Genomic DNA, 19,145 nt, shown 5'->3' on the forward strand with positions numbered 1-19,145 from the left:
GTTTCGCATGAGGTTAGCGACATTGAGCGAAGGGTGTGTTCGGCATAGCGTGCTGAACGGTGGCTCAATACGTGAGTTAATCAGCATAAGATACTGATATTTAAACTAGAGAAAGCACGAAGCCCAATGACCCCGGCTAGGGAAGGTATAGCACCCTGTCGTTGGCCATGCCAAGTTTTATGAACAAAATCAGTTGATTGAGCTTAGGCGGATCTGCGCCTCAGCCCGCGTCAGCGCTGGGATGCGCGGAAAGGAAAAAAAATCCGCCGCAAATCGTTACGCCGTAACAATTAGTCCAAATGGTGCGATTCGCCGGCGGCAGCGGCAGGATGTGAGGGCGGATAAACCTGCCGCAGGCGCTTGCTGATATACTCAGGGAAAATAAAAACGCCAGGAAGCCTGCATAACGCCATGACAAATAACGTTTCACCCGCACCTATCGCCCACCGCCCGCTGATCCTGATCGCCTGTATGCTGGCGATGTTCATGTCGGCGATCGAAGCCACCATCGTCGCCACCGCCATGCCGACCATCATCGGCGATCTCGGCGGCTTCTCGTTGCTGGGCTGGGTGTTCGCGGTCTATTTGCTGTCGCAGGCGATCACCATCCCCATCTACGGGCGGTTGGCGGATCTCTACGGCCGCAAGCGGGTGTTCTTCTTCGGCGCCACGCTGTTCCTGCTGGGGTCGGTGCTGTGCGGTTTCGCCCCGGACATGTATTGGCTGATCGGTTTCCGTTTATTGCAGGGGCTGGGGACCGGCGCCATCATGCCGATCGCTTCCACCATCATCGGCGACATCTACAGCGCCACCGAGCGGCCGAAAGTGATGGGATATCTGTCGAGCGTATGGGGCGTGTCGGCGATCATCGGCCCGCTGTTGGGGGCGTTTATCGTGCAGCACCTGCCGTGGGCGCTGGTGTTCTGGGTCAACCTGCCGATCGGCCTGTTGGCGATGTTCTTCCTTTGGCGCTATCTGCCGGCGCATCAGCAATTGCGCCGGCACGCGCTGGATCTGGCCGGCACCGCCTGGCTGACGCTGTTCGTTTCCGCGTTGCTGCTGGCGCTGTTGCAGATGGAAAGCCTGGGATGGTGGGTGGTGCCGCTGCTGGCGCTGGCGGCGGTGTCGCTGGCGCTGCTGATCCGTCAGGAGCGGCGCGCGGTCGAACCGCTGTTCCCGCTGGCGCTGTGGCAAAGCCGGGTGATCGTCGCCGGCAACATCGGCGGGCTGGTGATCGGCGCGGCGATGATGGGCATCAGCGCCTTTCTGCCCACCTTCATTCAGGGCGTGATGGGCGGCTCACCGCTGGAAGCGGGCACCACGCTGGCCTTGATGTCGATCGGCTGGCCGCTGGCCAGCACGCTGAGCGGCCGTTTGATGCTGATGACTTCGTATCGCGCCACGGCGCTGTTAGGCGCGCTGCTGCTGGTGGCGGGCGGCCTGATCCTGCTGATGCTGCAGCCGGACGGCGGCCTGCTGTGGGGCCGGGTGGCGGCGTTTATGGTCGGCGCCGGCATGGGGCTGTGCAATACCACGTTTCTGGTTTCGGTGCAGAACGCGGCCCATTACAGCATTCGTGGCATCGCCACCGCCTGTACGGTGTTTACCCGCATGGTGGGATCGGCCATCGGCACCGCCATTCTGGGTGCGACGCTGAACCTCAACCTGCAGTGGCGTTTGCCGCAGATCGACGATCCGGTGCAGCGGCTGATGGAGCCGGCGGTGCGGCACAGCATGGGGGGCGAGGCGCTGGCGCAGTTGACCCAGCAAGTGGCGGCTTCGCTGCATTGGGTGTTCCTGGTGTCGGCGTTGGTGTCGTTGCTGGCGCTGGCGGCGGCGATGCTGATCCCGGCCCGTTGTCGGCCGCAGGGCGAAGAAGAAGAGGCGGAGCAGGCGTAAGGGATGAGAAAGGGCGCTGCTGCAGCGCGCCCTGGGTAGCCGGTGCGGCTTACTGCGTGTTGGAGGTATCCTGGCTGGTGCCGGTCTGCGCCGCGTCACCGCGATCGTCGCCGTTGTTCAGGCGGGTATAAACGATCTTCTGGGTGTCGTTTTCGCAGTGCCCAACCACCTGGCCGCCCGCTTGATCGGCCTGATCGTTTGGCACGATCTCCAGTTTGAAGCCGGACTCCGGAACGCCGTTATTGACGATTTTTTGCGAAATGTCGGCTTTCACGCTTTCGCAGGAGGCCAGGGCCGCCAATGGCGCGCCGGCCAGCAGCACAGCGGTTAATATCAGCGTTTTTTTCATCACGTCATCCTTTTAGACAATGGACTTCCTGTAACAGGATAGCAGCAACGGCGGCCGGGTTTCACGCTCGCCCGCCCGCCGCAGGGGGATTAAGGATTAATCCGACGCCCGGTCTGGCGATCCAGACATTTACGGGTATCCGGCTCCCAGTAGGCGTTAACGTTGTTGCTGTCGTTGCAGCGATCTTCGTCATCCGCCGCGCGGTCGGCCTTGTCGAACTCTTTCTCGACGCGGGTATTAACCTTGTGGCGCAGGGTTTTGGTATCATTCCACTGCTCTTTGCTCTGGCGCGCTTCTTCGGTGCTCATCGCGCCGCTGCCTTTGCCATCGACGGTGACGCAGGTGCTGCCCTGAGTGCAGGTGGCGGCCAGCGCCGGCGCCTGCCAGGCGCCCATTACGGCCAGCATGGCGACCGGCAGCATCCCGCGCAGCAGTCGTTGGGTCGAAAATGTTTTCATCGTTTCATCCTTATGAGTGAGTGCGCCTGATGATGGCGACACTGGCGTTACCTCGCCCGCAGGCGTGGTGACAAATATACCACCGCGCTCCTGGAATTCACCAGCCAAGCGCCGATTCGTTTAATTTACCGAGAGAAAACTGCGACCGATGTTAAAAACTACGCTGTTGTTTTTTGCGACCGCCCTGGCTGAAATTATCGGCTGTTTCCTGCCTTATCTGTGGCTGAAGAAGCAGGGTAGCGCCTGGCTGCTGCTGCCGGCGGCATTGAGCCTGATGCTGTTCGTCTGGCTGTTGACGCTGCATCCGGCGGCCAGCGGGCGGGTCTATGCGGCCTACGGCGGCGTGTATGTGGCGACGGCGCTGCTGTGGCTGCGGGTGGTGGATGGCGTGAAGCTGTCTGCGCTGGATTGGGTCGGCGCCGGCGTGGCGCTGGCGGGCATGCTGATTATCGTTTCCGGCTGGCGCGCGGCCTGAGGAAACGCGGCGGGAGTCGCCTCCCGCCGTCGCGGCTCAGGCGCCGCGGTGGATGTTCAGCCCGGCGAAGGACTGGCTGACCGGCATCATTTCCAGCGTGTTGATGTTGACGCGCGCCGGCAATGTCGCGACCCAGAACACCGACTCGGCGATGTCTTCCGGCGTCAGCGCATCGGCGCCTTCGTAGGTTTTGTTGACCTTGCCGTCATCACCCTTGAAGCGCACGTTGGAGAACTCGGTACCGCCCACCAGGCCGGGCTCGATATCGGTCACGCGGATGCGCGTGCCGTGCAGATCGGCGCGCAGGCCCAGGCTGAACTGCTTGACGAACGCCTTGGTGGCGCCGTACACGTTGCCGCCGGCGTAAGGCCAGTTGGCGGCGGTGGAGCCGATGTTGATCACATGGCCGACGTTGCGCTCGACCATGGCGGGCAGCAGCGCGCGGGTCATGTTCACCAGCCCTTTGGCGTTGGTGTCGATCATGGTTTCCCAGTCATCGGCGTTGGCCTTGTGCGCCGGCTCCAGCCCCAGCGCCAGCCCGGCGTTGTTCACCAGCACGTCAATCTGGCGCAGTTCGACCGGCAGCGCTTCGATCGCCTGCTGAATGGCGGCGCGGTTGCGCACGTCGAGCCGCACGATGTGCAGCGCTTCGCCCAGTTCTTCCTGCAGCTCTTCGAGACGCTCAAGGCGGCGCCCGGCGGCGATCACCCGATGGCCTTCACGGATAAAACGGCGTGCGATCGCCTCGCCGAAACCGGAGGTGGCGCCGGTAACAAAAATAATCATGTTGCTGTTCCTCAACTGTTTTTACCCTACATGCCTCTATCATTAGCACAAAGCCGCAGGCAGTGGCAGCGGTTATCGTGGCGGAAAGAAAAAAAGCAAACCGGGCCGATCAGCGTTGAGGCGGCAGGTGGTACACCACCGCGTCATACTTGATGCGTTCGCAGCGGCCGGCCAGCACGCCGCCCAGCGACTCGACGAGGCGGCGGCTGGCGGTATTCTGCTCGGCCACCGGGTAGAGAAAGTGCGGCGGCTGAAAGCGCTCGCTGGCCCAGCGCGCGATACCCTGCACGATTTCACGGCCGTAGCCCTGGCCATGCAGGCCCTCTTTCACCCAGATACCCAGCTCCGGGGTGTGGCTGCGCAGGTTGTGCGCGCCGCCGACGCCGACGAACTGCCGGTCTTCGCGCCGGCGGGCGACGAAGATCACTTCTTCGCCTTCGCGCATCAGCGGCAGCCAGCTTTGCCAGACGTTGGCGAAGTCTTCCGGCGACGCTTTCGGTTCAAAGGTCATAAAGCGCGTCAGAGTGGGGGTGATCGCCTGGTAAACATCGTCGGCGTCTGCTGCGGTAAAGGGGGCAATCAACAAACGGTCGGTGTCCACGCGGCACTGAGAAAGGTCATTGTGATTCATGTTATTTTCCCTCGCTTTTCAGGCCAGAACGGCAAAAAATCCGCGCCCATAAATCGGGGCGGATCGTCGATATTACGCGTATTGGCGTCAGAAGCGACTTATTTTTCACCGCTGCGGCGGTGCGCAAGCGCGGCATTTCGTGACGTCGTCACGTTGGTGGGGAAAGCGGCGGGCAGGGTTGGCCGCCCGCCGCTGAGGGTCAGAACTTCACCGAACCTTGCAGATAGATCGTGCGCGGTTGGCCGACGTACAGACCTTTGTTGTTGTCGTCATAGGCGCGGGTGAAATACTCGTGGTTGAACAGGTTTTTCACGCCGACGCCCAGATTCAGGCCGGCCATTTCCGGGCCGAAATCATAGGCGGCGCGCACGCCCCACAGCATATAGCCGGGGATGCGGCCGGTGCTGCCGTCGGCGCTTTCCGCCACGGTGTTGGCGTTGTCGGCGAACTGGCTGGATTGGAATTCGCCGTTAAGGTTAAACGCCCAGCTGCCGGGCGTGTAGTCCAGCCCCAGCGTGCCTTTATGCTTCGGCGAGAACGGCACCTGGTTGCCCTTGTAACCGCCGTCTTCACGAATGGTGGCGTTGACGTAGGCGTAGCTGGCGTAGGCGGTCAGGTCGTCCAGTTTCGGCGTCAGCTGCGACAGATCGTAACGCAGGCTGCCTTCCAGCCCGGCGTGGCGGGTTTTGCCGCGCGCGGTCACGCTGTCGGTCACCTGGTTGGAGTCGTACTGGTTGTTGAAGTTGATCAGGAACAGCCCGATTTCGCCGGTCAGCGCATCGCCGGCGTAGCGGGTGCCCAGCTCCCAGGTGCGCGCCTTCTCCGGTTCGATCTTGCCGCTGTCTACCGCTTTGCCCATCTGGCTATATTGCACGGTGCCGAAGGAGCCTTCGGTGTTGGCATACAGGTTCCAGTATTCGTTCAGGTGATACATCACGTTCAACGCCGGCAGCGGCGCGTTATAGCTGACGTCGAGGCGGTTGTTCTTGATGTAGTTGTTCTGATACGACTTGATGTATTCGTAGCGCATGCCCGGCGTGATGGTCCAGTCGCCGATGTCGATGCGATCGTCGATATAAAACGCGTGCGCCTCGGTGCCGGACTGGGTGTCGCGATCGTACGGGCTGGCGGTGGACGGCAGCTTGCCGGTGCTGGCTTTAGTGTAGTAGCGCAGCTCGTGGGTGGATTCGCTGACGTAGCGATAACCGACGCCGACCTCGTGCGCCGAATCGCCCCAGCGGAAACTCTGGCTGTAGCGCGGTTCCACGCCGCGCACCCAGTATTCGCGTGGCGACAGCGTCAGGTTTTTACCCTGATCCAGATAGCCGCTGCGCAGGGTGTAGGTGTAGAAGCTCTGCACGTCGAATTTGTGCTGCTGATCCGGCTGATACTGGTAGCCGAAGTTGGCCAACTGGCGGCGGCCCCAGAACTTGTCGTACGGGCGCGTCGACTGGAACGGGTTGGCGTTGTAGTCCGCCCGGCTCAGGCCGCCCGGCATCTCCGCTTCGCCTTCGTAGTATTGCAGCAGGCTGTTGAAGGTGTGCACCTCGTTCGGCGCGTAACGGCTTTTCAGCATCACGTCGTCGATTTTGGTCGCGCTGTGCTCGCGCCAGTCGCTGCCGCGGGTGCCGGAGTAGAGCAGCGCCGCGCCGAGGCCGTTGTCGGCGGTGCCGCCGATCATCAGGTTACCGGTGCCTTTCGGGTGATCCTGGCGCGAGGTCGGGCTGAGCTGCCCCTGCATGCCGGCCTCCATGCCGAAGGTTTTCGGGATGGCACGGGTGACGAAGTTGACGACGCCGCCGACGCTCTGCGGCCCGTAGCGCACCGCGCCGCCGCCGCGCACCACGTCAATCGCATCCATATTGCCGAGCGAGACCGGCGCCAGCGACAGCTGCGGCTGGCCGTAAGGGGCGAAGGGCACCGGGATGCCGTCCATCAGCACGGTGGAGCGGCTGGCGAGACGCGGGTTGAGGCCGCGAATGCCGAAGTTCAGCGCCATATCGTGGCTGCCGGTGCCGTTGTTCTCCGGCGCCACCACGCCCGGTACGCGGTTTAACGCTTCGCGCACGGTGGTGGTGCCGGTTTTGGCGAACTCTTCGCGGCGCACCACGTCGCGCGCGCCGGGATGTTCGAATACATCGATCTGGCGGCCTTCCGCCAGCCAGTCGCCGACCACGGTGATGTCTTCTTCTTTCTGCGGCTGCGGCAGTTTGGCCAGCGTGTAGCCGTTGTTGCCGAGCGCTCGGGCCTGCAGGCCGCTGCCCGCCAGCAGGGCATTCAGGCCGTCGTCGACGCCGTAGCTGCCGTTCAGGCCAGGCGAACGTTTACCGGCGGTTAACGCGCCGTCTACCGAAAGCGCGATGCCGGCGCGAGCGGCGAAAGCGTTCAGCGCGCCGTCCAGCTCACCGGCTGGAATGTGATAGGTGGCCGCGGCGCTGGCGGCGCTCGCCATCAGCGGTGCGGCGAATGCCAGGCCAATGGCCACGGCCAGCGGTTTGGCCCGTTTTCCCCAAAGCGAAGCCGGAGCGACCTTTCCCCAAGCGTTGTTCATACCTTCTCCTGAATCATTTTTATTTATTGCTGCAGTGTTTTCCTGGGAGTCGGATGAGCAAGGCAAAAGGGACAATCAAAAATGCGATTTTTTTATCATTTTCATTTAAAAAGTTCAGACGGGGACGATCTGCAGCCAATAGCGGGTAAAGCTCTGCAGACGTATCGGCAGCGTCTGGCTGAGCAGGGCGAGAGCGCGATCGGTATCGTTGAGCGGGAAACTGCCGCTGACGCGCAGGCCGGCAACGGCCGGATCGCAGCTCAAATGGCCGCGCCGGTAGCGCGCCAGTTCGGCGATCACCCGCTCCAGTCGCCACTGGCTGACGCTCAGCACGCCGCGCAGCCAGCCGTCCTCTTGCGCGGCGGGGTGTTTGTCGCCGAAGGCCGTGGCGCTGAAGCTGATCTGTTCGCCGGCATCCACCCGGCGCGTTTGCCGCGCGTCCTGCGCCAACTGCGCTTCAACCGCATGCTCCAGCACCGTCAGACGCGTCTCGCCGCCGCTCTCGCGCACCAAAAAGCGGGTGCCGAGCGCGCGCATCGCCCCCTGCGGGCTTTGCACCCACAGCGGCCGGGCGTCGCGTCCGGTGATCAGGCTGATTTCCCCGGTGTGCAGGCGGATCAATCGTTGGCGATCGTCGTAATGCACATCGACCGCGCTGGCGGTATTCAGCACCAGCTGGGTGCCGTCGCTTAATACAATGGGTTTGATTTCGCCGGTGGCGGTGCGGTAGTCGGCACGCAGCTCCCGGCCGAGCGGGGACTGATAAAAGAAGCCGCCGCCGCCTACGCCGAGCAACAGCAGCAGGCTTTTCAGCAGCGTGCGGCGGTCGATCGCCGATTGGCGGCCGGCGCGATCGAGCGCGCGGTAGCTGAACTTGCCCGGCACGCCCTGCAGCTGGCTCTGCAACGCTTCGACGCGCCGCCATGCCCAGCGGTGATCGTCATGCTGCTGGTGCCAGGCTTGCCACTGTTGGCGCTGGCGTTCGGTGACGTGCTCATCGCACAGCAGGGCGTACCAGTGTGCGGCCATTTTCAGCGCCTGGCGCTGCTCCGGGGTGATGGCGTTGCTCATGAGAAAACGTCGTTTTCCAGGCTGAACAACAGGCAGTGTTCGGTGGCCTTGGCCATGTATTTTTTAACCGAGCTGACCGACACGCCGAGGCGCGCGGCGATGTCCGCATAGCCCAGGCCTTCGAGCTGCGACAACAGAAAGGCCTGCTTCACCTTGGGCCCGAGGCCGTCGAGCATGGCGTCGATCTGCTGCAGGCTTTCCAGCAGGCTCTGGCGCTGCTCCGGCGACGGGGCGTAGCCTTCCGGGATCAGCGCCAGCATCTCCAGATAAGCGCGCTCCAGCGTTCTGCGGCGGAACAGATCGACCATCACCCGCTTGGCGACGGTAACCAGAAAGTCTTTCGGTTCGCGCAGGGTCGCCGCGGCGTCGCTTTTCAGCAGGCGCATGAAGGTATCTTGCGCCACGTCGTCCGCATCGAACGCGCAGCCCAGCCGTCGGCGCAGCCATCCCTGCAACCAGGCGTGATGGGTGGCGTAGAGGCGCGATAGCGCGGTGTGCGGGGCAGAAGCGGTGGCGGACATGATTTTCGCATTGCTGGTCAAAAAGATGCGCGGATGATAATTGAGAATGGTTATCGTTTCAAGTTTGGCCGTTGTCCTCAGGCCGAGATTCAACCCCCAGGCGCGGCGTTGAAATAAGCCGTGCGCCGTGAAGATATTCGCTTGCCCATTCATGGTGCAGCGGCGCGGTGTTATTTTGGCAGGCAAACGGTTGCTATTGATCTGCCGGAGAGGATCGATGGTTTGCTTTATTCTTTTTTGCCGGTCAATTCCCCTTGATTAATTAATATCATTTTGTTTTTTAACAATAATGTATTTTGGCGCCGTCAACTGGCATACGGCTTGCTATGCTTAAGCCGGTCTTAGCGTTTGGGTAACAAAAGGCATTGTTTCATCTGCGTGGGTTATTACACGGGTGAGGCGCGCCGGTCGCGACAAGGAAGAAAATAATGGCACTGCAATTCACCACGGCTATTCGTGGCAATTTTTTTGATATCTCCGCCTGTGTGGAGGAGCCGCAACAGCTCGACGAACGCCTGCGGCATGTTCCCGACGGTTTGCTGCTGCTGAACGACGGCGTCATCGTCTGGTTCGGCAGCTGGCAGCAGGGCGAGGCGCTGCTGCCGCCGGGCTTCGCGGTCACGGAATATCGCGACAAACTGATCGTGCCGGGATTTATCGATACCCACATCCACTACCCGCAAACCGAAATGATCGGCGCCTATGGCGACCAGCTGTTGGGCTGGTTAAACAATTACACCTTCCCGACCGAAAGCCGTTACGATTGCCAACGGCACGCCGACGAGATGTCGGCCTTCTTTCTGCAGCAGTTGCTGAGTAACGGCACCACCACCGCGTTGGTGTTCGGCACGGTGCATCCACAGTCGGTCGACGCCTTGTTCGGCCAGGCGCAAACGCTGAACATGCGCCTGATCGCCGGTAAGGTGATGATGGATCGCCATGCGCCGGAGGCGCTGCTGGAAACGCCGGAGCAGAGTTACCGCCAGACGTGTGAGCTGATTGAACGTTGGCACGGCAAAGGCCGCCTCGGTTACGCCATTACGCCGCGCTTTGCGCCCACCAGTACGCCGGCGCTGCTGGCGCAGGTTCAGCGGCTGCGCGAAGAGTATCCCGACGTCTGGCTGCAAACGCACCTGAGCGAGAACCCGCAGGAAGTGGCCTGGGTAAAAGCGCTGTTCCCGGAGCACCGGAGCTATCTGGATGTTTACCATCGTTATGGCATGACCGGCGATAAAAGCGTGTTCGCCCACTGCCTGCATCTGGAGGAACAGGAGTGGGACTGCCTGTGCGATACCCGCTCGGCGATCGCCTTTTGCCCCACCTCCAACCTGTTCCTCGGCAGCGGGCTGTTCGACCTGCAGCAGGCCTGGCGCAAGCGGGTGAAGCTCGGCATCGGCACCGACGTGGGGGCTGGCACCACCTTTAACATGCTGCGCACGCTGGGCGAGGCGTACAAGGTCGGCCAGCTGCAGCATTACCGGCTCTCTGCTTTAGAGGCGTTCTACCACGCCACCCTGGGCGGCGCCCGCGCGCTGTCGCTGGACGACAAAATCGGCAACTTCAACGTCGGCAAAGAGGCGGATTTCGTGGTGCTCGATCCGGCGGTGACGCCGCTGCAGCAGTTGCGCTGCGCCAACAGCGCCACGTCGGCGGAACAAGGGTTCGTACTGATGACGCTGGGGGACGATCGCAACATTTATCGCACCTATGTGGACGGTAAGGTGGTTTATCAGGCGGCGCGCTGACGCAGCCGCGCCTGCAGCCAAACGCTGAGCGGCGCGGCGACGACGGCGCTCAGCGCGCACAGCCATAACAGACGTTGCAAACCGAGCGGGGTGAAGCCGCTGCCGAGCAACGCGGAGGAAAGCAAAAAGGCCGCCGTGGCGCTCAGGTGTATCAGGGCGGTTTGCAGCACGCCGAAGGCCGCGCGTTGCTGATGGTCCGGCCAGCGCATGCTCAGGGAAGAGATCGCCACCAGTCGCGCGTAGGCCGCCGCGAGAAACGCAATCATGAACAGTTCGCCGCGATCGCCACCGCACGCCGCCAACCACAGGCTACCCAACAGCAACAGCGTGGCACCCAGCGTCAGCGTCACGGCGCCAAAACGTTGCAGCCAGCGTCCTGCCAGCACGGTCGCCAGATAGCCGGCCACGCCGCCGATGAGAAACAGCCAGGCCAAATGCGCGTCGGCCACCTGTAGCCGCTGGGTAAGCAGCGGCGCCAGTACCGGAATCAGCAGCATCGGGCTGAACTGTGTCAGGCCGGCGGCGGAGGCGAACAGCAACAAACGGCGATCGAGCGTGGCGGGGGCGGCGGCCTGCGGCTGCGGCGCATCCATGGGAACGAACAGCGCCACCAACACCGCCGCCAGCAGACACAGCCCACCGATCGCCACCAGCGCAACGCGCCAGCTCGCCACCTCGCACAGGTACAGCATGCCCGGCATGCCGACAATGCTCACCAGCGAAAAGGACGAAATCACCGTCGCCAGCATCCGGCCGTGCAGCGCGGCCGGCGCGGCGTTGAGCAGCAAGCCGATCCCGACGCCCATCGTGGTGCCGCCCAACAGACCGGCCAACAGCCGCAGCGCCAGCAGCCAATAGAACTGCTGAGTGGCGGCGATCACTAAGGTCGTCACGCCCAGCAGCGCGACGTTGAACAGCAGAAAACGCTGCTTCTCAACGCCGCCGATCCAGAAAAACGCGCCGATGCCGGAAATTACCGCGGCCAGCGTATAGGCCGCGCTGACATAGCCGGCGAAGCTGACGGGCACCGAAAAATCGGCGGCCATATAGAGGAATATCGGGTTGAAAACCATGTATTCCAGGGCGTTGGTGAACTGAATAAAGGTGATAACCAGCGCGATCGCCGTAAGCTTTCTTGTCGGGGACATAAGCATCCATCGGTTGCAGAATCAGGCCGGCAGTGTAGCGTTTGGCGTTTACCAGGATTAGGTGGTAGAAATGGCAGGGTTTATTATCAAAACCGGGATAATCATGCGCGCCAAATTGGATTTAAACCTGTTACGCATTTTTGTGGCGGTGGTGGAACAAGGCAGTTTCGTCGGGGCCGCTCGGGCGCTGGCCATGCCGACCTCTAACGTCAGCCGCGCTATCTCGCAGCTGGAGCGCCAGCTCGACCAGCGATTAATCGAACGCAGCACCCGCTCAATGCGGTTGACGCCGAACGGCCAGCTATTGCATGAGCGGACACAGCCGCTGCTGGCGTCGCTCGATCACACCGCGCAAACGCTCAGCGAACGGCAGCAACAGCTGCGTGGGCCGCTGCGTCTGTGCGTGCCCAATGAAGTGGGGCCCTACCTGTTGGGCGATCCGTTAGCGGCCTTCGCCGTGCAGCATCCGCAGATCGAAATCAGCTGCGTCACCAATCTGGCGGGGATGGCGTCGCTGCTGGACGATGTCGATCTGGCGGTCATGATCAGCCGTGGCATGCTGGACGACAGCGACTATGTCGCGCAGCCGCTGGCGACCTTTCCCTGCATCGTGGTAGCCGCTCCGGCGCTGTTGGCGCAGTGGCCGCCGACGTCGAAGATTGAACAATTCACGCAATTGCCCTGTATCAGCACGGTGGATGCGCTGAAGGGGAGGCCGTGGCAGTTCGTTCACCCGGACGGAACCTTCGTTACCGTACCGGTCAATGCGCGTTATCGCGTCAATAGCGGGGAGATGGCGCTGAAGGCCGCCCTGGCCGGCGTGGGCTTCGCCATGCTCTCCGAGCTCGGCTGCCGGCCGTTTCTGGCCGACGGACGTTTGGTTGAGATACCGCTGGCGTTGCCGCCGGCGCCGCTGCAGCTGTATGCCGTTTACCCCGGCCGCCGCTATCTGCCGGCCAAAACGCGTGCGCTGCTGACGTTCCTGATACAGCAGGTTGGCGAGGCGACTAACTTCTAATCACTTGTTTTTGCTCAAACTGCCAACTGCGCCTAAGCTAGGTGGTGACTCAGAGGGAGCCATTCCCCGAGACCTTATTCCGTGAACATGGAGGAGTTTCGATTTGATGCGTTTATCCACATTGGTGCTGGCGATCGGCATGGCGCTGGGCTCGCAGGCACAGGCAGCAGAAACCCAACCACACGCCGACCATAGCGCGCTGCCCAGCGGCCAGGCGAAGGAGGCTACCGTGACCGGTGAAGCCAATCATCACGACCAGCAAAAGACTCAAAATCCGTTCTTCTATCAAAGCCGTCTGCCGTTCCAGGCACCGCCGTTCAACCTGATCAAGGAAAGCGACTACGCGCCGGCGATCGCAGCGGGCATCAAGCAAAAGCGGGAAGAGGTGGAGAAGATCGCCAACAACCCGGCTAAGCCCAACTTCAAGAACACCTTCGTGGCGCTGGAGCAGGCCGGTTCGCTGCTGACGCGGGTAATGAACGTGTTCGGCGCCATGACCTCGGCCAACACCAGCGATGCGCTGCAGAAGCTGGATGAAGAGACTTCGCCGAAGCTGGCGGCGCTGAACGACGACATCATGCTCAACGGCAAGCTGTTCGCGCGCATCAAGGCCATTTATCAGGATCGCGATGCGCTGAAGCTGGATCCGGAGTCGCGTCGGCTGGTGGAAGTGACCTACAAAAACTTCGAGCTGGCGGGCGCCAACCTGTCGGACGCCGACAAGGCCAAGCTGAAAGCGCTGAACCAGGAAGCGGCGACGCTGAGCACCCAGTTCACCAACAAACTGCTGGCGGCGAGCAAAAACGGCGCGCTGGCGATAACCGACCCGGCGAAGCTGGACGGCCTGTCGGAAGGCGAGCTGGCCGCAGCCGCGCAGGCGGCCGCCGAGCGCAAGCTGGAGAAACAGTGGCTGTTGGTGCTGCAGAACACCACGCAGCAGCCGCTGCTGCAGAGCCTGAAAGATCGCGACACCCGTAAAGCGCTGTTCGACGCCTCCTGGACGCGTGCGGAAAAAGGCGACGGCAACGATACCCGCCAGACCATTTCCCGTCTGGCCAAGGTGCGCGCCGAGCAGGCCAAACTGCTGGGCTACCCGAACTACGCCGCCTGGAAGCTGCAAAACCAGATGGCCAAGACGCCGGATGCCGCGCTGAGCTTTATGCGCAACATCGTGCCGGCGGCCACCGCGCGCGCCGAGCGTGAAGCCAAAGACATTCAGGCGGTGATCGATCAGCAGAAGGGCGACTTCAAGGTGCAGGCCTGGGACTGGCAGTTCTACGCCGAACAGGTGCGCAAGGCCAAGTACGATCTGGACGAGTCGCAGATCAAACCTTACTTCGAGCTGAACAACGTGCTGAACAACGGCGTGTTCTACGCCGCCAACCTGCTGTACGGCATCAGCTTCAAAGAACGCAAGGACATCCCGGTCTACCAGCCGGACGTCAAGGTGTATGAAGTGTTCGACAAGGACGGCAAATCGCTGGCGCTGTTCTACACCGATTACTTCAAGCGCGACAACAAAGGCGGTGGCGCTTGGATGAGCAACTTCGTCGATCAGTCGAAACTCAACGGCACCAAGCCGGTGATCTACAACGTGGCCAACTTCACCAAACCGGCGCCGGGCCAGCCGGCGCTGCTGTCGTATGACGACGTGATCACCATGTTCCACGAGTTCGGCCACGCGCTGCACGGCATGTTCGCCGATCAGGAATACCCGAGCCTGTCGGGGACCAACACCGCGCGCGACTTCGTCGAGTTCCCGTCGCAGTTCAACGAACACTGGGTCAGCGATCCGAAAGTGTTCAGCCACTTCGCCAAACATTACCAGACCGGCGAGGCGATGCCGCAGGAACTGGTCGACAAGATCAAGAAGGCCGACAAGTTCAACAAGGGCTACAGCATGACCGAGCTGCTGTCCGCCGCGCTGCTGGACATGCACTGGCACATGCTGACCGCCGATCAGCCGCAGCAGGACGTGGACAAGTTCGAGGCCGAGTCGCTGCAAAAAGACAAGGTGGATCTCAGCTATGTGCCGCCGCGCTACCGCTCCAGCTACTTCCAGCATATCTGGGGTAACGGCTACGCCGCGGGCTACTATGCCTATCTGTGGACGGAAATGCTGGCGGACGACGCCTTCCAGTGGTTCACCGAACACGGCGGACTGACCGCCGAAAACGGCCAGCGCTTCCGCGACATGATCCTGTCGCGCGGCAACAGCCAGGATCTGGAGAAGCTGTACATCGACTGGCGCGGCAAAGAGCCGAGCATCGAGCCGATGCTGCTCAACCGCGGGCTGAAGGACGAGTAAGTTCGTCCATTCCCGGTAAGTCAACAAAAGGGCGCGTGATGCGCCCTTCGTCTTTTTTGGCGTCGAGGCGTTAGAGAAAGGTTGAGGGTTAATCCGTTGCCGTGCGGTCGGCAAGATCCTCCTCTCCCTGGCGCAGGAACGCCACCAACCGCTGCGCCGGCAGCGGCAGCTGCGCCAGTTCACGCACCGCAATAGACAGACGCCGGGTCGCCCAATCGTCCGTCAGCGCGAGGGCGCTGCGTTGAATTTCTGCATGGCGCCGGGCACTCTCTTCCGGCACTACCGCCAGCCCGGCGCCGCGCAGCACCATGCGGCAGATGGCGTCGAAATGGCCGGCGCGCGCCCGCAGCCGCATTGGGCCGCCGCTGCGTATCGCCAACTGCTCCAGATGCTGTTGCAGCGCGCTCTCTTGCGGCAGACCGATAAAATCAAAAGGCAGGGCGTCCGCAAAGCCGATCTGGCGGCGGCCGCTGAGCGCATGCCCCGGCGGCAGCGCCAGCACCAGACGATCCTGGCGAAAAGGATAGCTGACTAGCCCGCGCAGGTCGGCGTGATCCGCCACGATGCCGATATCCGCCGCCCGTTCGGCGATCGCCTGCGCGATAGCCGGGCTGGGCCGCTCCTCCAGCGCGATGTCGGTGTGCGGGTGCAGCGCCAGAAAATCCGCCAGCAGCTCCGGCAAAAAGGCGTCGGCGGCGACGGTATTGGCGACGATGCGCAGTTGGCTGCGCTGGCCCGGCGCAAACTCGGCCATTTCGCCGCGCAGCCGGTCGCGCTGTTGCAACAGCAAACGAGCGTGTTGCAATAAGCGTTCACCGGCGGCCGTCACCTGGACGCCGCGCGGATTGCGCGTCAGCAGCGCCACACCTGCCTGCTGCTCCAGCCCGCGCATGCGGGCGCTGGCGGCGGCCAGCGACAGCCCGACGCGCTCGGCGCCGGCGGTGATGCTGCCGGTCTCGATCACCGCCACCAGCAGCCGCAGATCGATAAAGTCAAAATGCATGCGTTCTCCCTCTGTCTTTGCCGCAGGCAGGCTCTGCCATTGCCGCATTGTGCCGCGCCGCGCCGCTGGTCACAATCGGGCCGTTGATTGCCATAAGGATAGACGCATGTCGCTGACGCTACTGGATATTATCGCCCTGACGGGCATTTTTACGCTGGCCGGCACGGTCAAAGGGGCGATCGGTCTGGGATTGCCGACGGTGTCGATGGGGCTGCTTAGCCTGATGATGCCGCCGGGGCAGGCCGCCGCGCTGCTGCTGTTGCCCTCACTGATCACCAACCTGTGGCAGTTGCTGTGTGGGCCGATGCTGGGGGCGCTGTGCCGTCGGCTGTGGCCGATGATGCTGTGCGTTACGCTGGGCACGTTGCTGAGCGCTGGTGCGCTCACCGCCAGCGACGGCCGCCTGGCGCCGCTGGCGTTGGGCGTTTGCCTGATCGGTTATGCGCTGTTGGGTTTTACCCGTTTCAATGGGCGCATTTCCGCCACGGCGGAGCCTTGGCTGGGGCCGCTGTGCGGCTTGGTGACCGGTGCACTGACCGGCGCCACCGGGGTGTTCGTCATACCGGCGGTGCCCTATCTGAACGCATTGGGCCTGGCGCGTGACGATCTGGTGCAGGCGCTGGGGCTGTCGTTCACCGTCTCGACGCTGGCGCTGGCCGCCGGTTTGGCCTGGCATCAGGCGCTGCCCGGCGCGCTGCTCGGCGGTTCATTGTTGGCGCTGTTGCCGGCGTTGGGCGGCATGTGGCTGGGCGGGATCGTGCGCCGTCACTGCAGCCCGCTGATTTTTCGTCGTTGCTTTTTTAGCGGATTATTGGTCCTGGGGGCAGAGATTGTGTGGCGGGGGATGCATTAGGCGGTAAATTTTACTTGCGCCTTCCGCTTTCAATTTACGGCGCGGCGCATTGCGCGATATTCTGGTTTCCTGATGGGCTAACGGCGGACGAGGGAACCATGACGGACAGCCAGGTGTTTGAACAACAAAGCCTCGACAATCTGCTGAGCTATTGGCGGCGTCATCGCCGCCTGCCGGGCGCGCGTTACCCGGCCGGCCCGACCGACAGCCTGTGCGACGTGCCGGGCGTCAGCGTCGGGCATCACACGCTGGCCGACGGCGAATGCCAGACCGGCGTCACCGCCATCGTGCCGCCGGGCGATCTGTTCAACCAACCGCTGCCGTGCGGCAGTGCGGTGCTCAACGGTTTCGCCAAGCCGCTGGGATTGGTGCAATTGAATGAGCTGGGGGAGTTGCAGACGCCTATTCTGCTGAGCAATACCTTCGCCGTCGGCACGCTGTTTAATGCCATGGTGCGGCGCAGCTGTCTGCGCTATCCGCAGATCGGCCGCGGCAGCGCCACCATTAATCCGCTGGTGCTGGAGTGCAACGACGGCTACCTCAACGATATTCAGGCGATGGCGGTGCGTGAGGAACACGTCTTCAGCGCGCTGGATAATCATTCCACCCGCTTTGCACGCGGCAGCGTCGGCGCCGGGCGCGGCATGAGCAGCTTCGGCCTGAAGGGCGGCATCGGCACCGCCTCGCGCTATTGCCCGGGGTTAGGCACCATGCTCGGCGTGCTGGTGCTGGCCAACTTCGGCACCCTCGACTCGCTGACGCTGAGCGGCGTGCGCGTAGGTCCGGCGCTGGGCAAACTGTTGGCGGATCCGCCGCCGCAGGTAGACGCCGGTTCGGTCATCATCATCATCGCCTGCGATCGGGCGCTGGACAGCCGTCAACTGAACCGTATCGCCCGCCGAGCGGGCGCCGGTTTGGGGCGGGTAGGCAGCCATTGGGGGCACGGCTCCGGCGACATCGCGCTGGCGTTCTCCACTCGGCTGTTGGGGGCGACGTTGCCGGACGAACGGCTGGAGCCGCTGTTTGCGGCGGCGGCGGACGCTACCGAATACGCGGTGCTGGATGCCTTGCTGAGCGCGGAAGGCGTCAGCGGTTTCCAGCAGCATGCGCGCGTGGCGCTGGGCCCGCTGCTCGATCGGCTGGCGACATAACCTGACGGCCGCGCTGACGTTTGGTGTGCGCTAAACGAAAGGCACCACCGGTTTTTTCGGCTTATTCTTCCTGCCGAGCGCTCTTAACGGCATTTCAATGATTCTGTAATTGAATTCCGACATCAGCAGCGTTGCGGTCAAGAAAAACGTCAGGTACAGGGCGGTATATAGGCCGTCGTAACGGGTGGAGGTGGAAAAGAAGAGGATTTTGGTGAGGGCCAGTGCGACCACATGGGTTAAATAGATAGAGTACGATCGGGAACCGATGTAATCGCAAAACGCGCGGATGGTGGGATGACTTGAAAAACAACCGCTGTTATAGCTGGCGAGCAACACTAAGAAACCGGAAACCACAGCGGTGATGCCGACCGAAAAACTGAGGAGCGGTTGAGGGCTGGAAAGCAACGCCAGCAAGAGTAACGCGATCATGAAAGCGCCGGCGCAGAAGGCTTTGCTCTCAAGCAGTTTAGGGAGAAGGCGTTGAGAGGGGTTGTTATGTGCAAAGATCGCAATAATGACCCCTAGTGCGACAGCATCCGTTCTTAATGGCCACATGATTGGCGTTGCTGCGTTCAATGTTCTCGGCAAGAAAACCTGGGTGATGAAAACGACGAAGAAAAAGAACGCAAGCTTCCTGTCCGTCAAGAAGAAGGCGAGTATAGGCAAGAGCAGATAAAACTGATTCTCTAACGACAGACTCCAATAAATACCTAGTTCGCCGCAGGTGCCTGCCGGCCGACACTCGATAAAGTAAACGTTCTGCGTTTGAGTGAGGGCATGCAACGCCGAGATGTACATGCTTTCAAAGGGAATAACCTGGCCTTTCCCGCCCCAAATAAAGGCCAGCAGTAGCACGATAAAGATCCAGAAAATAGCTGAAGGCATGAGGCGCCAAAAACGTTTTTTCCAGAATGGCACGGTAAAATTGACAAAGGCGCTGAGGCTTTTGTCTTTTGGCACCGTTGACAAAATTGACGCGGTGATAATAAAACCCGATACGCAGAAGAAGAGATCGACGCCGCTGCCGAAGCGTGCAAAGCCCAGAATTCGCCAGTAGCGTGAATCCGGGCTGAGTATCCCCGCAACATGCGCCAGGATGACGAAAACGATCGCGACGGTTCTTAATACTTCAATATCATGATTTTTTTTCGATATGGCGGGTTGCTGCATGAAAAACA

Annotated in this window: 17 protein-coding genes; 7 read left to right on the forward strand and 10 right to left on the reverse strand. The window is 62.0% G+C overall.

Annotated features, from left to right (window positions below):
- Nucleotides 1-411 precede the first annotated feature (411 nt).
- Nucleotides 412-1,899 carry an MDR family MFS transporter gene (locus GKN89_RS00940; protein WP_154746158.1) on the forward strand — a complete coding sequence of 496 codons (1,488 nt, stop codon included), beginning with the start codon at nt 412-414 and terminating at the stop codon, nt 1,897-1,899.
- A gap of 49 nt (nt 1,900-1,948) precedes the next feature.
- Here GKN89_RS00940 and GKN89_RS00945 read toward each other — a convergent pair whose 3' ends face one another.
- The gene (locus GKN89_RS00945) at nt 1,949-2,248 is read right to left on the reverse strand and encodes a DUF1161 domain-containing protein (RefSeq protein WP_019455911.1); all 300 of its coding nucleotides are present in this window, start codon (nt 2,246-2,248) and stop codon (nt 1,949-1,951) included.
- Between the two features lie 89 nt (nt 2,249-2,337).
- Nucleotides 2,338-2,706 carry a DUF1283 family protein gene (locus tag GKN89_RS00950; RefSeq protein WP_019455910.1) on the reverse strand — a complete coding sequence of 123 codons (369 nt, stop codon included), beginning with the start codon at nt 2,704-2,706 and terminating at the stop codon, nt 2,338-2,340.
- 148 nt (nt 2,707-2,854) lie between these two features.
- Here GKN89_RS00950 and GKN89_RS00955 point away from each other — a divergent pair, with 148 nt between their 5' ends.
- Complete coding sequence (locus tag GKN89_RS00955) at nt 2,855-3,181, forward strand: YnfA family protein (protein ID WP_004938563.1); 327 nt, start codon at nt 2,855-2,857, stop codon at nt 3,179-3,181.
- Between the two features lie 36 nt (nt 3,182-3,217).
- On the opposite strand, the gene ydfG is transcribed toward GKN89_RS00955, so the two are convergent.
- The 5 genes from ydfG to fecI form a co-directional block, all read right to left on the reverse strand.
- A complete protein-coding gene (gene ydfG / locus GKN89_RS00960; protein WP_025159728.1) occupies nt 3,218-3,967 on the reverse strand; it encodes a bifunctional NADP-dependent 3-hydroxy acid dehydrogenase/3-hydroxypropionate dehydrogenase YdfG in 750 nt (249 codons plus the stop codon).
- 109 nt (nt 3,968-4,076) lie between these two features.
- Complete coding sequence (locus GKN89_RS00965; protein WP_154746159.1) at nt 4,077-4,598, reverse strand: GNAT family N-acetyltransferase; 522 nt, start codon at nt 4,596-4,598, stop codon at nt 4,077-4,079.
- A 199-nt stretch (nt 4,599-4,797) separates the two neighbouring features.
- Nucleotides 4,798-7,149 (reverse strand): TonB-dependent Fe(3+) dicitrate receptor FecA, encoded by a 2,352-nt coding sequence (gene fecA / locus GKN89_RS00970; RefSeq protein ID WP_019456365.1) that lies wholly within the window; start codon nt 7,147-7,149, stop codon nt 4,798-4,800.
- A gap of 114 nt (nt 7,150-7,263) precedes the next feature.
- Complete coding sequence (gene fecR, locus GKN89_RS00975) at nt 7,264-8,220, reverse strand: ferric citrate uptake sigma factor regulator FecR (protein WP_154746160.1); 957 nt, start codon at nt 8,218-8,220, stop codon at nt 7,264-7,266.
- A complete protein-coding gene (fecI, locus tag GKN89_RS00980) occupies nt 8,217-8,741 on the reverse strand; it encodes a ferric citrate uptake sigma factor FecI (protein ID WP_025159729.1) in 525 nt (174 codons plus the stop codon). The genes fecR and fecI overlap by 4 nt, the downstream gene beginning before the upstream one ends.
- 428 nt (nt 8,742-9,169) lie before the next feature.
- On the opposite strand from fecI, the gene guaD reads away from it, so the two are divergent.
- Entirely contained in the window at nt 9,170-10,486 is a 1,317-nt protein-coding gene (guaD, locus tag GKN89_RS00985; protein ID WP_154746161.1) for a guanine deaminase, read from the forward strand.
- Here guaD and GKN89_RS00990 read toward each other — a convergent pair.
- Nucleotides 10,471-11,634 carry an MFS transporter gene (locus GKN89_RS00990; RefSeq protein WP_154746162.1) on the reverse strand — a complete coding sequence of 388 codons (1,164 nt, stop codon included), beginning with the start codon at nt 11,632-11,634 and terminating at the stop codon, nt 10,471-10,473. The genes guaD and GKN89_RS00990 overlap by 16 nt on opposite strands.
- 103 nt (nt 11,635-11,737) lie before the next feature.
- Here GKN89_RS00990 and GKN89_RS00995 point away from each other — a divergent pair, with 103 nt between their 5' ends.
- Together GKN89_RS00995 and dcp are read left to right on the forward strand one after the other, a co-directional pair.
- The gene (locus GKN89_RS00995) at nt 11,738-12,652 is read left to right on the forward strand and encodes a LysR family transcriptional regulator (RefSeq protein ID WP_063919617.1); all 915 of its coding nucleotides are present in this window, start codon (nt 11,738-11,740) and stop codon (nt 12,650-12,652) included.
- A 106-nt stretch (nt 12,653-12,758) separates the two neighbouring features.
- Entirely contained in the window at nt 12,759-14,960 is a 2,202-nt protein-coding gene (dcp, locus tag GKN89_RS01000) for a peptidyl-dipeptidase Dcp (RefSeq protein ID WP_025159730.1), read from the forward strand.
- A gap of 88 nt (nt 14,961-15,048) precedes the next feature.
- Here the strand turns inward: dcp and GKN89_RS01005 are convergent, their stop codons facing one another.
- Nucleotides 15,049-15,963 (reverse strand): LysR substrate-binding domain-containing protein, encoded by a 915-nt coding sequence (locus tag GKN89_RS01005; RefSeq protein ID WP_154746163.1) that lies wholly within the window; start codon nt 15,961-15,963, stop codon nt 15,049-15,051.
- Between the two features lie 106 nt (nt 15,964-16,069).
- Between GKN89_RS01005 and GKN89_RS01010 the strand changes: the two genes are divergently transcribed.
- A complete protein-coding gene (locus tag GKN89_RS01010) occupies nt 16,070-16,816 on the forward strand; it encodes a sulfite exporter TauE/SafE family protein (RefSeq protein ID WP_063919406.1) in 747 nt (248 codons plus the stop codon).
- A gap of 98 nt (nt 16,817-16,914) precedes the next feature.
- Nucleotides 16,915-17,967, forward strand: a complete 1,053-nt coding sequence (locus tag GKN89_RS01015; RefSeq protein WP_074054299.1) for a P1 family peptidase — start codon at nt 16,915-16,917, stop codon at nt 17,965-17,967.
- A 30-nt stretch (nt 17,968-17,997) separates the two neighbouring features.
- On the opposite strand, the gene GKN89_RS01020 is transcribed toward GKN89_RS01015, so the two are convergent.
- Nucleotides 17,998-19,137, reverse strand: coding sequence for an acyltransferase (locus tag GKN89_RS01020; RefSeq protein ID WP_154746164.1), 1,140 nt, complete (start codon nt 19,135-19,137; stop codon nt 17,998-18,000).
- Nucleotides 19,138-19,145: the final 8 nt, after the last annotated feature.

Origin of the sequence: Serratia sp. YC16 (genome assembly GCF_009707615.1) — a bacterium.
Taxonomy (GTDB): Bacteria; Pseudomonadota; Gammaproteobacteria; order Enterobacterales; family Enterobacteriaceae; genus Serratia; species Serratia surfactantfaciens.

Excerpts from the sequence above, each read along its gene's own strand:
- GKN89_RS00955 (WP_004938563.1), top strand. The coding sequence starts at position 2,855 with ATGTTAAAAACTACGCTGTTGTTTTTTGCGACCGCCCTGGCTGAAATT.
- fecR (WP_154746160.1), bottom strand. The coding sequence starts at position 8,220 with ATGAGCAACGCCATCACCCCGGAGCAGCGCCAGGCGCTGAAAATGGCC.
- GKN89_RS00995 (WP_063919617.1), top strand. The coding sequence starts at position 11,738 with ATGCGCGCCAAATTGGATTTAAACCTGTTACGCATTTTTGTGGCGGTG.
- guaD (WP_154746161.1), top strand. The coding sequence starts at position 9,170 with ATGGCACTGCAATTCACCACGGCTATTCGTGGCAATTTTTTTGATATC.
- GKN89_RS01005 (WP_154746163.1), bottom strand. The coding sequence starts at position 15,963 with ATGCATTTTGACTTTATCGATCTGCGGCTGCTGGTGGCGGTGATCGAG.
- fecA (WP_019456365.1), bottom strand. The coding sequence starts at position 7,149 with ATGAACAACGCTTGGGGAAAGGTCGCTCCGGCTTCGCTTTGGGGAAAA.
- GKN89_RS00940 (WP_154746158.1), top strand. The coding sequence starts at position 412 with ATGACAAATAACGTTTCACCCGCACCTATCGCCCACCGCCCGCTGATC.
- GKN89_RS00965 (WP_154746159.1), bottom strand. The coding sequence starts at position 4,598 with ATGAATCACAATGACCTTTCTCAGTGCCGCGTGGACACCGACCGTTTG.
- dcp (WP_025159730.1), top strand. The coding sequence starts at position 12,759 with ATGCGTTTATCCACATTGGTGCTGGCGATCGGCATGGCGCTGGGCTCG.
- GKN89_RS01015 (WP_074054299.1), top strand. The coding sequence starts at position 16,915 with ATGACGGACAGCCAGGTGTTTGAACAACAAAGCCTCGACAATCTGCTG.
- GKN89_RS00945 (WP_019455911.1), bottom strand. The coding sequence starts at position 2,248 with ATGAAAAAAACGCTGATATTAACCGCTGTGCTGCTGGCCGGCGCGCCA.
- GKN89_RS01010 (WP_063919406.1), top strand. The coding sequence starts at position 16,070 with ATGTCGCTGACGCTACTGGATATTATCGCCCTGACGGGCATTTTTACG.
- GKN89_RS00990 (WP_154746162.1), bottom strand. The coding sequence starts at position 11,634 with ATGTCCCCGACAAGAAAGCTTACGGCGATCGCGCTGGTTATCACCTTT.
- fecI (WP_025159729.1), bottom strand. The coding sequence starts at position 8,741 with ATGTCCGCCACCGCTTCTGCCCCGCACACCGCGCTATCGCGCCTCTAC.
- ydfG (WP_025159728.1), bottom strand. The coding sequence starts at position 3,967 with ATGATTATTTTTGTTACCGGCGCCACCTCCGGTTTCGGCGAGGCGATC.
- GKN89_RS00950 (WP_019455910.1), bottom strand. The coding sequence starts at position 2,706 with ATGAAAACATTTTCGACCCAACGACTGCTGCGCGGGATGCTGCCGGTC.
- GKN89_RS01020 (WP_154746164.1), bottom strand. The coding sequence starts at position 19,137 with ATGCAGCAACCCGCCATATCGAAAAAAAATCATGATATTGAAGTATTA.